Here is a 13371-nt window from a genome sequence, read left to right on the forward strand (position 1 = left end):
CTCACCTTTTACTTAGCTATGTGCAGCCAGGCGGTAGGGATAGGTATAACCCGGAGGGTTGACCAAGACCGGGCCGGCGTATTTGGACTGGCTAGGGTTTTCTTTGTATATGTAAGGCGTGCTTTTAAAACGGATTTTAGAGATAGTCAGATGAAATGGGATTTGTATGATGTGCATAAAATTGGGGTGGGAAAATAGGTGGTTTTTACTATTGTTTTTTCCATTACAATTTGATATAGTACATTTTGTAAGAAAAATAATTTATATGGAATGTTATGATTCAGTTCAGCATGATCCGTTAAGATGTTTATTTCATAGTTTATATGGAATCATCGTACGGGTCTTTTTTATTTTAATCCGGGGGAAAGTTTATGAAGATTTCCAGAGTTTTGAATAACAGTTGTGTTATTGTGTTAGATGATAATGAAAAAGAGCTGGTTCTTTTGGGAAATGGGATCGGGTATGCTAAGCGCCCTTTGGATTCTGTGGACAAGTCGAAGATTGATAAGGTGTTTGTGCTGCAGGACGGGCAGCATATGGACCGCTTTGCAGAGCTTCTGGAACGGGTGCCGGATTGTATTGTGAATCTTTCGGAGGAGCTGATTGAACTGGCGTATGACTGCCTGGGGGCAGAACTGGATGAGTCGATCCATATCTCGCTTCCTGACCATATTGCAGGGGCAGTGGATAATTATAATAATGATGTGGTTTTGCATAATACACTTCTTTTAGAAATTAAAAAGTTTTATCAGAAAGAATATAGTGTTGGAGAAGCGGGGCTGAAATTGATTGAGGAGCAGCTGGGAATCCGGATGCCGGAGGATGAGGCGGGATTTATTGCAATGCATTTTGTAAATGCCCAGTCTAATTCGGAAAATGATCAGACCAGGGCAATGATTACGTTAGTCGATGAAATGGACAGGATTATTTCCCGGGACTTCGGTAAGCGGATGACGGCTCTGGATAAGAATTCCCTCATCTATTGCAGGTATATGACGCATCTGAAGTTTTTTGCCCAGAGGGTGCTTACAAAGACTTATTTTGAGGAGAATGATGTGAAGCCATTGAACCTCACACTTAGGAAATACAAAGAAGAGTATGCCTGCAGCAAAAAGGTCTGTGAGTTTATAGAGAAGAAATACAGTTATGAAGTGAATGCGGACGAAGTGTTGTATCTGACTGTTCATCTGGTACAGATTATGAACAGGAAGCATTCAGAATAGTGAGATGTAAGAGGGGATGCAGCCAGATTGAAAGGCTGCGTCGTAAGTAAATATTGAAAAAGGAATGTTATGATTTAGTTCAGCATGATCCGGATAACCATGGGAGACAGTATAGCTGCAGCCGGGTTTTCTGGGTCATTTTTTGTTATTAACGTAACGAGTATCCAATAATTTTTGTGAAATACCGCTGTTATGGTGTTTTAAGGTCTTCTGCAGAGACGATAGATTTTGCTTTGAATAAGGAATGATCGGAGCAAATACGTGGATTAAGTAAATACATTTATCAGAAAGAGAGGAAACGAATTATGGCAAAGGATTACAGCAGGCTGGCAGAGCAGATTGTGCAGTGTGTCGGCGGAAAAGGAAATATCAAATCATTGATGCATTGTATGACAAGACTGAGGTTTCAGCTGAATGATACCGAAAAGGTAAAGAAAGAGAAGCTGCAGCAGCTTGAGGGTGTTATCAAGTTAATGGTCTCAGGGGAACAGTACCAGGTTGTGATCGGTACACACGTTGACGAAGTAATGGCGGCCATTGAAAAAGTGACTGGTGTTACCTATGGCGGAAAAATTGATGATGTGGAGATCGGCGACGTTAAGAAAACATGGAAAGAGAAACTGTCGCCGAAGAATATTATTAATGTTTTTATTGATACTGTAGCTGGAATTTTTCTTCCGCTTATGGGAGTGATGATGGGAGCTTCGCTGCTGAAGGCAGTTGCTATTATGTGTTCTACTTTTGGCTGGCTTTCGCCGGAAAATACGACCTATACGATCTTATATGCAATCGGAGACGGATTTTTCTATTTCATGCCGATTTTCCTTGCATTTACAGCAGCAAAGAAATTTGATGCGGAACGGTTTGTGTCGGTTGCCATTGCCGCAGCGATGGTATACCCTGATCTGACAGCGCTGTACAGCAGCGGCACGGAAACACAGTTCTTAGGGATTCCGGTTGTACTGATCAGCTATACTTCTTCTGTACTGCCGATTATTGTTGCAGTATATGCGCAGAGTAAACTGGAAAAAGTGCTGAAAAAAGTTTTCCCGAAAATCATACGGTCTATTTTTGTGCCGGTTTTAACACTGCTGATTATCGTGCCTGTTTCTCTGATTGTAATTGGACCTGTTACGGATCTGATCGGATCAGGGATCGGAAACGGACTTGGATGGCTGGTAGATACCGTTCCGGCAGTGGCAGGATTTGCGCTTGGAGTACTGTGGCCGATATTGATCATTTTTGGCTTCCACTGGGGACTGGTTCCGGTTGTTATGAATAATATTATGGTATATGGCGGGGATATGCTGCTTCCTTGTACGGTAGCAACGAACTTTGCCATGGCGGGTGCTGCACTGGGGATCTGGCTGAAAACAAAAAAGACTTCTGTGAAAAGCGCTGCATTGCCGGCGGCTATATCGGCACTTGTGGGCGGTGTGACGGAGCCTGCAATTTATGGTTTGAACCTGAAATATAAACGGCCGTTTTTTATAGCATGCCTCTGCACCGGCGTGGGCGGCATATTTGTAGGAATGTCGGGAGTGATGTTCCCATCTGTAATGACGACCTGTATCTTAACACTGCCGGCTCTGATTGGTCTGGGCGGCGCATCAGTCGCTATTGCATCTGCGATTGGATTTTTCGGAACTGCGGTTTTGACCTATTTATTTGGATTCAATGATTCTATGGTGAAAGAGGAGGAATAGGAATGAAGAAAACAGCTGTTAATCCATACCTGCCGTCCTGGGAGTATGTACCGGATGGAGAGCCTCATGTATTTGAAAACAGGCTGTATGTATATGGCTCCCACGACCGGGCACATGGAACTACCTACTGTGAGGAAGACTACGTGGGCTGGAGCACCCCGCTTTCGGACCTGGGAGACTGGAAGTATGAAGGCGTGATTTATCGGAAGGATCAGGACAGAGACAACCAGGAAGGGAAGAAACTGATGTTTGCACCTGATGCTGCACAGGGTCCTGATGGCAGATATTACCTGTATTATGGGCTTTCTGATGTGGAATACATAGGAGTTGCGGTAAGCGGTTCTCCGGCTGGCCCCTTTGAATATTATGGCAGAGTCGCATATGAGGACGGCAGCATTCCGGAGGGGCTGGCGTTTGATCCGGGGATTCTGGCTGAAGAAGACGGCATTTATTTGTATTATGGGTTTTCACACAAAGTAGATGACAAAACGAAAAGACAATTTGAGATTATGAATAAACATATCATGCCAGGTGCCTATATGGTGAAGCTTGACCGGGATATGAAAACAGTGATCTCCAGGCCGGTATTGATTGCAAACGGCTATTCTTCTGCTAAAGGAACCAGTTTCGAAGAACATCCTTTCTTTGAGGCATCCAGTATACGAAAGATTCGCGGGAGATACTATTTCGTATATTCCAGCCTGCAGGGGCATGAGCTGTGTTATGCCGTGTCCGATTCCCCGGCAGGGCCGTTTGCCTTCGGCGGTGTGATTGTTTCTAATGGCGATATCGGCCTGGGAGAGGGGCAGACAGCCTACGATGCCAATAACCACGGTGGAATTGCGAAGGTCATGGGGCAGTACTATATCTTTTACCACCGGCATACCCACGGAACGCATTTCAGCCGTCAGGGGTGTGCGGAAAAGATACAGATCCTGGAGGATGGAAGTATCCCTCAGGTGGAAATCACAAGCTGCGGCCTGAATGACGGCCCACTGCCTGCGAAATCACAGTATTCGGCTTACATTATCTGCAATCTGCACGGCCCCAAACCGGCCTGCCATATTCCCTCAAAGCCGCCCTATGATGAGACGGTGCCGTATCTATGGGAAACGGGGGAGGCAGAGAGAAAGCAGCGGAAATTATATCTGAAAAATCTTCAGAAAAATGCGGTCTGCGGTGTGAAATACCTGGAGTTTTCAGAAGTAACAGAGATTACAGTCACCGTGAAAGGGGCATCCGGGCAGATCTATGTCTGCCTGGATGATGAAAAGAATAGCCCGGCAGCTGTGATACATGTGGGAAACACTTCCGAAGAATGGCAGTCCTGCACTGCGCCCGCAGTCATTTCCGACGGCATACATGCGGTCTGCTTCCGGTTTGAACCAGACGTGGACTCTATGGATATGCTGGATTTCAGGTTTTCATAGTATGCAGAAGAACCCTGAGTTAAGAAAAGAAGACGGCATATGGACGCTGTTTGCAGATGGGAAACCATTTACCATGTTATGTGGGGAAGTGCATAACTCTTCGGCGTCCGATGCGGGATATATGGAAGAACAGGTCTGGCCCTTCCTGAAAGGGCTTCATATCAACAGCCTTCTGGTTCCGGTTTATTGGGAAATGATTGAAAGGCAGGAGAATGTATTTGATTTTACTGTTTTAGATGCCATTATAAAACAGGCGGAACGGGAAAGCGTAAAATTAGGGATACTCTGGTTTGGCCTGTGGAAAAACGGTATATCCAGTTATACGCCGGAATGGGTGAAGACAGATCAGAAGCGTTTTTTTCGGGTGGCAGACAGAAATAACCGCCAAATGGATGTCGTTTCTCCCTTCTGCCAGGCTGCTGTGGATGCAGATGCAAAGGCATTTGGCAGATTGATGGAACACATAGGCGAAAAAAATGAAGAGCAGCAGACTGTTATACTGGTACAAGTGGAAAATGAAGTGGGACTGCTGGGCAGTGACAGAGACTACTCCAAGGCTGCAAATGAATTGTTTGGGAAAGAGATTCCCGATGGAATTTCCGGCCTTTATGAAAAAAGCGGCACCTGGGAACAGGCATTTGGAGAAGAGGCCCCAGAAGTTTTTATGGAATATGCCTACGCAAAGGCTGTGGGACAGATTGCAAAATCTGGAAAAAGAGCCTGCCCGCTGCCGATGTGTGTGAACGCCTGGATTGAAAAATTTCCATGGCGTCCGGGGGGATATCCAAGCGGCGGCCCGATCGCCCGCTTCGGCCCTCTCTGGAAAATGCTTGCTCCGGATATTGATATACTTTGTCCGGATGTGTATACCTCTGATTTTCAGGGGATCTGCAGGGAATACAGGGCGGCGGATAATCCGCTGCTGATTCCGGAGCACAGGCGGGATATCAAAAATATCAGTCATCTGTTTTACGCGGTGGGCACATGCCAGACGCTGTGTTTTTCTCCTTTCGGCATCGAAGATTTCCTGATGCCTCCTGAGACACGGACGGGGATTGGCAATCCGGATGTTATGAAAATTCTGAATATCGATAGAAATGCATGGGAATGTGAAAAGACAGGTGAGTTCCTCGGCTGGGCGTATCAACTGCTGGATTCCGCCATGGAGGTAATATACCGATATCAGAAACTGGGAAAAGTGTATGGGTTTCTGCGGGAAAATGAGCATGAAAAAGGGACAGTCATACACCTTACAAACTGCGATATACGGATTGACTATTTGGACCAGAAACAGGATACTCCAAAGGCGGCGGGGTTCATCATAGAAAGCGGCGAAGGGGAGTTCTATGCCGCGGGTGTGAATTTCAGATATTCGCTGCTTCCCTTAAAAAGTGAGAAGAGGCAGCTGGGGATACTGGAGTACAGTGAAGGCCGGTTTGAGAATGGCATGTTTAAAAGAGGGCGCATTCTGAACGGAGACGAGCGGTACTGCATGCTGATGCTGGAAAAGCCTGAGCTGCAGCGAGTTAAATGGTATTTTTATCAGGAGGATTAAAAAAATGAAACAGATATTTCCGAAAACATTTTTGTGGGGAGGCGCGGTGGCGGCCAATCAGTGTGAGGGTGCCTATTTGGAAGACGGAAAGGGCCTGTCCATACAGGACGTGGCACCAAAGGGTATTATGGGGGCTCCCACTGAAATACCTACAGAAGATAATATGAAACTGACGGGGATTGATTTTTATCATCGTTATAAAGACGATGTCAGGCTGTTTGCCGAAATGGGATTTAAAGTATTCCGCACTTCCATAGCATGGTCCAGGATCTACCCAAACGGGGATGACAGAGAACCGAATGAGAAAGGCCTCCAGTTTTATGATGATTTATTTGATGAGTGCCACAAATATGGAATAGAGCCTTTGGTGACAATTTCTCATTACGAGACGCCTCTTCATCTTGCAAAAGAGTATAATGGATGGACTGACAGGAAACTAATTGGTTTCTATGAAAATTATGTGCGGACTATTTTTGCACGCTATAAAGGAAAAGTAAAGTACTGGCTGACATTTAACGAGATCAATTCCATCCTGCATGCCCCCTTTATGAGCGGTGCAATCATGACACCGAAGGAGGCCCTCTCCCTGCAGGATTTGTATCAGGCAATCCATCATGAACTGGTGGCAAGCGCCCTGGCAGTCAGTATTGCACATGAGATGATGCCCGATGCCATGATTGGCTGCATGATTCTGGGAAGCCCCACATATCCTCTGACACCGGATCCGTCCGATGTCGTGAGAGCAATGAAACGCGATCAGGAAAATTATTATTTTGCAGACGTACAGGTAAGAGGATATTATCCCCGGTATATGGACCGTTATTTCGAAGAAAACAATGTGAAGATACATATGCGCCCGGAGGACGAAGAAATTCTGAAAAATACAGTGGACTTTATATCTTTCAGCTATTATGGAAGTACCTGTGAGTCTGCGGACCCGAAGGCGGAATCAGGGGAAGGCAATCTTATGGGAGGCGTGAGCAATCCCTATCTGCCGCTAAGCGAATGGGGATGGCCTGTAGATGCTCAGGGGCTGCGCTATTATCTGAACCAGTTGTATGACAGATACCAGAAACCACTGTTTATCGTTGAAAATGGCCTTGGGGCCGTGGATGAACTGACCACCGGTGACGATGGCGCACTGACGGTGAATGATGACTACAGGATCCAATACCTGGATGCTCATATCCGGGAAATGGCAAAGGCTGTAGAGGACGGTGTTGAGCTTCTGGGATATACAACGTGGGGATGCATTGACCTGGTAAGTGCAAGCACTGCGCAGCTGAAGAAGAGATATGGTTTTATCTATGTGGACAGAAACGATGACGGCAGTGGTACGCTGAAAAGATATAAGAAAAAATCATTTTACTGGTACAAGCATGTAATAGAGACAAACGGGCAGTGCCTGGAGGATTTATAAAAGTCAGGAGTGAAATGTTATGTTGTCATTTTTAAAGAAAAAGAATCAGGAAGAAACGGTAAAAAAACTGAAAGCCTGCGTATCGGGCAGTGTCCTTCCCATTACAGAAGTGAAAGACGAAGTATTTTCATCTAAAGCGCTGGGTGACGGAGTCGCCATTGAACCGGAAGAGAATATCATTGTGGCGCCCTGTGATGGCGTGATATCGGTTGTGATGGAGGACACCCGTCATGCGGTGGGGCTTACACTCAATAACGGGGCGGAAATTCTAATACACGAAGGACTTGATACGGTGGAAATGAATGGGGAAGGATTTGAACTGTTCGTGAAAGCGGGGGACAAAGTGAAGGCAGGAGACCGGCTGCTTAAATTTGATGCTGAACTGATAAAGGACAGAGGATTCGAAAAAACCTGTGTCATTATACTGACGAACACGGAGGATTTTCCTGACGTATCGTTCCTCTCCGGAATGCATGCGGAGCAGAATCAGACTGCAGTGATCCGATTCTGAAATAAAAACAAATTCCTGCTTGTCCTTTTTTGAAAATTAGTTATACTTATAAGTATAAACATACAGGAAAGTTGGGATGTTACTTTATGGCAAGCAAATACGTAAAAGTGTACAGTGCATTAAAAAAGCAGATTGAGGTTGGAGAATATGGTGTAGGCCAGCTCATTCCATCTGAAGGGGAGCTGATGCAGGAATACATGGTTTCCAGAGACACGGTGCGCAAGGCGCTGGGGATGCTGGAAAATCAGGGATATATCCAGAAGTCCAGGGGAAAGGCGGCTGTTGTCGTAGAGAAGAAAGACTACAAGTTCCCGTTCTCAGAGATCGCCAGTTTTAAGGAACTGAATGAGAACCTGGGAAGGCGGACGGAGACAGAGGTGGAGAATCTTGAGATCATGGCTGATAAAAAGCGGATCACGGGAATTTTCGAGGATGACAGAGAAAAAGAGGTCTATGAACTGCTGCGTATCCGGAAGATCGAGGGGGAGCGGGTAATTATCGACCACGACTATTTCAAACGGAGCGTGGTAGCGAACCTTCCCCTTAGAGCCTGCAAGGATTCCGTATATGCATATCTGGAAAAAGAACTGGGGATTCAGATAGGTTATGCCTCAAAAGAAATATCGGTGGAAACCGCTAGCGAAGAGGATAAAAAATATCTGGATCTGGGAGAATATAACCTGGTTGTAGTAGTGAAAAGTTATACGTATATGCGGGATAATTGTTTGTTCCAGTTTACGGAATCGAGACACAGGCCGGATCATTTCCGCTTTGTAGGATTTGCACAAAGAAAAGAATAGAAATTTATGAATGGTGCCGAAAATAAGTGAGGCACCATTTTTTTGTTTCAAATTACTTGACTAACAAATACGTATATGATAACTTGTAATCAACATATACGTATAAGTTATGGCGAAGAGCAACTTCAAAAATAGGAGGAATAGGGAGAATGGCTGAGTTTTCAAAAGACGCTGAAAAGCTGTTAGAATTAGTCGGAGGGAAAGAGAACGTAGTATCTTTTACCCACTGTGCGACCAGAATGCGCTTTGTTCTCGCAGATGAGAAAAAAGCAGATGTAAAAAAGATTGAGGAACTGCCCTCTGTAAAAGGCAGCTTTACACAGGGAGGCCAGTTCCAGGTCATTATAGGAAATAAAGTATCCGTTTTCTTTGACGAGTTTTCCAGAATCAGTAACCTGGACGGCGTGGGAAAACAGGAAGTAAAAGCGGCGGCAAAAGGCAAGATGAACCTCCTGCAGAGGGGAGTTGCAAACCTTGCGGAGATATTTGCCCCGATCATTCCGGCTATCATCGTCGGCGGTCTGATCCTTGGTTTTCGAAATATCATCGGCGATATCAAGCTTCTGGAGGATGGAACAAAATCCATCACTGAGGTTTACCAGATGTGGGCGGGAATCTACAACTTCCTGTGGCTGATCGGCGAGGCTATATTCGTATTCCTGCCGGTAGGCATTACCTGGTCCGTATGTAAGAAGATGAATGTAGACCAGATGCTCGGTATTGTGCTTGGTATCACACTCGTTTCCCCGCAGCTGATGTCTGCAAGTGATTACATTGCCGCAGTAGAAGCAGGCGAGGCGATAAAGACCTGGGATTTCGGTGCATTCCACATTAATATGGTAGGATACCAATCACAGGTAATTCCGGCTATTTTAGTAGGGCTTGTCTTCGCTGTTTTCTACCGGTTCCTGAAAAAACGTGTGCCTGAAATGATTTCCATGATTGTCGTACCATTCTGTTCCCTGGTTCCGGCAGTTCTCCTTGCACATACCGTGATCGGACCCTTCGGAAGAATGATCGGCGACGGCCTTGCAAGCGTGATTATGGCAGGCTTTAACTCATCTTTCAGCTGGCTGTTCAGCGGAATATACGGACTCTTATATCCGCTGCTTGTGATTACCGGGCTGCACCACTCCATGCTGCCGATCGACCTTCAGACAGTTGCAACGATGGGAGGAATCTATACATTCCCGGTTGTAGCGCTGAGCAACATTGCACAGGCTTCCGCAGTTATGGCATTTGTATTCCTTCATAAAAAAGACGCAAGAGTGAAAGAAGTGGGTATCCCTTCATTTGTATCAGGTTTTCTGGGAGTTACGGAGCCGGCTATGTTCGGTGTGAATCTGAAATATTTATACCCGTTTATCGGAGCCATGCTGGCAAGCGGCGTGATGGGGATTATATCCAGGGTATTCGGTGTCATTGCAAACAGCGTGGGAGTAGGCGGTATTCCTGCATTTTTATCCATGCGGGGAGATAAGATGCTGATATATATTGTATGTATTGTCATTGACATTGTACTGGCATTTGTCTTTACCATTCTTCTGTCAAAGACAAAGCTGAAAAATTACGGAAATAAATAGGATGCGTCGGGCGTTTGACTGTAAAGAAGGAGAGAATATATGAATTTAGGAAATAAAGTTGTTTACCAGATCTACCCCAAGTCCTTTCAGGATTCTAATTCAGACGGTTTTGGAGATCTGGCAGGAATTATCAAAAGACTGGACTATCTGGAAGAGCTGGGAGTGGATTACCTGTGGATTACCCCGTTCTTTGTATCCCCTCAGTACGACAATGGATATGATATAGCGGACTACCGCAGAATAGACCCGCGCTATGGCACAATGGAGGACTTTGAAAATCTGGTGGCCGAGGCGAAGAAGCGGAATATCTATCTGATGATGGATATGGTGTTCAACCATTGTTCCACTCAACATGAATGGTTCCGGAAGGCCCTGGAAGGGGATCCGTACTACCGGGATTTCTTCATCATCAGGAAGGGAAAAAACGGCCTGCCGCCGACAAACTGGGTTTCCAAGTTCGGAGGAAATGCGTGGAGCTATCTGCCGGGGACAGACGAGTATTACCTGCATCTCTTCCATGTGACTCAGGCAGATTTGAACTGGGAAAATCCCAATGTGCGCAGAGAATGTTATGATATCCTGCGTTTCTGGATGGACAAAGGCGTCAAAGGATTCCGTTTTGACGTGATTAATCTAATCTCCAAGCCGGAAGTATACGAAGACGATCTGATTGGAGACGGGCATACATTTTATACGGACGGCGCTAAGATACATGACTACCTGCATGAATTGAATCAGGAGACATTCGGTAAATACGACGATATTGTTACGGTTGGAGAAATGTCCTCTACAACCCTGGAAAACAGTATACGCTATTCCCGTCCTGATTCGGAGGAGCTGTCCATGATCTTCAGTTTCCATCATTTGAAAGTGGACTACCCGTCCGGAAATAAATGGGCAGTTGAACCATTCAGATTCCACGATCTCAAGAAAAATCTATTTACATGGCAGAAAGAGATGGAGAAAGGCGGCGGCTGGAACGCGCTGTTCTGGTGTAATCACGACCAGCCGAGGATTGTATCCCGTATAGGAGATGACAAAGAATACCGTCTGGAATCCGCCAAAATGCTTGCCACTGCCATTCACGGCCTGCGGGGAACCCCTTATATCTATCAGGGAGAAGAAATCGGAATGACCAACGCAGGTTACAAGGATATCAGTCAGTACCGGGACATAGAGTCACTGAACTATTTCAATATCCTGAAGCAGGAAGGCAAAAGCGAAGCGGAGATTTACGAGATACTGGGCAAAAAATCCAGAGACAACTCCCGTACTCCCATGCAGTGGGACGATACCAAAAACGCAGGATTTACCGATGGAACCCCGTGGATATCAGTAATTCCAAACTACAAAGAGATCAATACACTTGACCGAAACGAGGCAGATTCTATCTTCCAGTACTATAAAAAACTGGTAGAGCTCAGGAAGACCTACCCTGTCATCGCGGATGGAACCTTTGAGGCGCTGCTAGAAGACCATCCCCAGATACTGGCCTATAAGCGTACAAATGCGGACAGTGAACTTTATGTATTCTGTAACTTTTATCCGCAGGATGTAGAAATACCAATGGATATACCCAAGGACTGCAGGTGTATTTTGTCTAATTATCCACAGAGCAATCGGGCAGGTCTGCGGGCTTATGAGGCTATTGTGCTTTATCGGGGGCGCTAAGTAAAAGGTGAGCCTGGCACATTAACTCTGTTTATATTTTGTGGGTGCCTCTCCATAGTGTTTTTTAAATAGTTTGCTGAAGTGGTAGGCATCGTCATAGCCCACCATTTCAGCTACATTCTGGATACTGAGCCCGGGAGCTGCTTCAAGGAGTTCCCGGGCTTTTTCCATCCGAAGCTCAATCAGATAGTTGATGGGGGTGTCGCCGGTCTCGCTTTTGAATATTTTAGACAGATAAAATGTACTCAGATACATGTTTCGGGCAATCTGGTCCAGGGATATTTTTTCTTGATAATGCTCGTTGAAATAGCGGATCATCTGGTTCACCACATATTTTTTGTTGGGGGATTCAAAGATACAGCCCTTGGTGCTCCTGGTACCTTCGGCAGCTTCTTTCTGCTCACGGAGCAGCTGGAGAATCAGCTGGATGAGGTAGGCTTTCAGCATAAAGTAGCGTCCAGGGCGGTATGTCTGGAATTCTTTTCCCATGGATGCACAGATGCGGAACACCTCCTGTCTGATGACTTCCTTCATGGGAAGAATGACATTGCCTCCCAAAAGCGGAAAGGTGTTGGGCGGCAGGTCGCGCAGGTGGATATCCGAGAATGCGATATAGTACTCGACTGCGCTGTCGCCGGGACAGGTGTACAGGCTCTTGTGATAGGAACCGGGATTCAGGATGATCAGATCACCCTGCTTGACAGGGTATTCCTTACCATCTATGTAAAAAGTACAATGCCCTTTTTTCACGATAGACAGTTCTATGTGTTCATGACAGTGGTAGTTGTTTTCAGACTCCGTGCGCTTCATTTCACAGAAAAACAGAAACGTAGGGTTCAAATCATCGTAGGTCAGATCATATTCCGGTCTGCACATATTTAAGCCTCCTAAAAAGTGTTTAGGTGCATTATACTCTATGATTGAACAGATTAAAAGAGAAAAATTAAAGATAAATAAATGATCTGCGTTGTATTAATTACCAAAGCAGTGTGACAGGTTAAAGATAATTTTTTGAATTTGATAAACTCTTTTTGTCACCGGCCACTATGCCTGCAAGTCCCGCTGGTGCAGCCGATTATCTTTTCTGTTTAGAAAACTTCTCATAATACCGATTGGATTCGTCCTGATTCAACGAGAATCCCTTTGTCAGCTTGTCCAAAATTTTTTCTTTACTGTACCCTTCTTCCAAATAATCCTGTACCATTACGATGAAGTGTACCCTTTGTCAAGGACAAATTTAAGAAGAAGGGATAATATGTTCTGTATAGACATCGCTATATTTCTTCTTCCTTTTTGGGTTCTTGTATTATCCCTTTCAAAGGATAATTCCCAGTTGTTATATATTGATAATACTCATTCGGAGACAGCTTTGCTAACTGCCATTGGTATCGCTCGTTATTATAGTAATCCAGCCAATCATCAATCCTTGGTTTCACTTCATTAAAGAACTTACACTGGCTTATATCTATTTC

The 13371-nt window shown here is 45.3% G+C and carries 11 protein-coding genes; 9 read left to right on the plus strand and 2 right to left on the minus strand.

Translation table 11 applies throughout. The annotated features are described in order from the left end of the window. The first annotated feature begins 371 nt into the window (after positions 1-371). The 9 genes from HMPREF0240_RS05085 to treC all read left to right on the plus strand — a co-directional run bounded on the left by HMPREF0240_RS05085 (position 372) and on the right by treC (position 11899). On the plus strand, positions 372-1223 hold the full coding sequence (locus tag HMPREF0240_RS05085; RefSeq protein WP_009002371.1) for a PRD domain-containing protein: 852 nt from the start codon (positions 372-374) through the stop codon (positions 1221-1223). 305 nt (positions 1224-1528) lie between these two features. Next, a complete protein-coding gene (locus HMPREF0240_RS05090) occupies positions 1529-2929 on the plus strand; it encodes a PTS transporter subunit EIIC (RefSeq protein ID WP_009002372.1) in 1401 nt (466 codons plus the stop codon). A 2-nt stretch (positions 2930-2931) separates the two neighbouring features. Further along, on the plus strand, positions 2932-4359 hold the full coding sequence (locus tag HMPREF0240_RS05095; protein WP_009002373.1) for a family 43 glycosylhydrolase: 1428 nt from the start codon (positions 2932-2934) through the stop codon (positions 4357-4359). 1 nt (position 4360) lies between these two features. Beyond that, the gene (locus HMPREF0240_RS05100) at positions 4361-5914 is read left to right on the plus strand and encodes a DUF5597 domain-containing protein (RefSeq protein WP_035312405.1); all 1554 of its coding nucleotides are present in this window, start codon (positions 4361-4363) and stop codon (positions 5912-5914) included. Between the two features lie 4 nt (positions 5915-5918). Then, positions 5919-7334, plus strand: a complete 1416-nt coding sequence (locus tag HMPREF0240_RS05105) for a 6-phospho-beta-glucosidase (RefSeq protein WP_009002375.1) — start codon at positions 5919-5921, stop codon at positions 7332-7334. A gap of 19 nt (positions 7335-7353) precedes the next feature. Further along, a complete protein-coding gene (locus tag HMPREF0240_RS05110; protein ID WP_009002376.1) occupies positions 7354-7845 on the plus strand; it encodes a PTS glucose transporter subunit IIA in 492 nt (163 codons plus the stop codon). Between the two features lie 86 nt (positions 7846-7931). After that, positions 7932-8645, plus strand: coding sequence for a trehalose operon repressor (treR, locus tag HMPREF0240_RS05115; RefSeq protein ID WP_009002377.1), 714 nt, complete (start codon positions 7932-7934; stop codon positions 8643-8645). Between the two features lie 149 nt (positions 8646-8794). Further along, positions 8795-10228 carry a PTS system trehalose-specific EIIBC component gene (gene treP / locus HMPREF0240_RS05120; protein ID WP_009002378.1) on the plus strand — a complete coding sequence of 478 codons (1434 nt, stop codon included), beginning with the start codon at positions 8795-8797 and terminating at the stop codon, positions 10226-10228. Positions 10229-10267: 39 nt separating this feature from the next. Continuing rightward, complete coding sequence (gene treC, locus HMPREF0240_RS05125; RefSeq protein WP_009002379.1) at positions 10268-11899, plus strand: alpha,alpha-phosphotrehalase; 1632 nt, start codon at positions 10268-10270, stop codon at positions 11897-11899. Between the two features lie 21 nt (positions 11900-11920). On the opposite strand, the gene HMPREF0240_RS05130 is transcribed toward treC, so the two are convergent. Continuing rightward, positions 11921-12775: an AraC family transcriptional regulator gene (locus HMPREF0240_RS05130; RefSeq protein ID WP_009002380.1), complete on the minus strand. Its 855-nt coding sequence runs from the start codon at positions 12773-12775 to the stop codon at positions 11921-11923. Between the two features lie 398 nt (positions 12776-13173). Then, positions 13174-13371 (minus strand): IS3 family transposase (locus HMPREF0240_RS24785; protein ID WP_035312406.1); only part of this gene is annotated, 198 nt, incomplete at its 5' end.

It is taken from the genome of Clostridium sp. D5 (genome assembly GCF_000190355.1).
Lineage (GTDB): Bacteria > Bacillota > Clostridia > Lachnospirales > Lachnospiraceae > Faecalicatena > Faecalicatena fissicatena_A.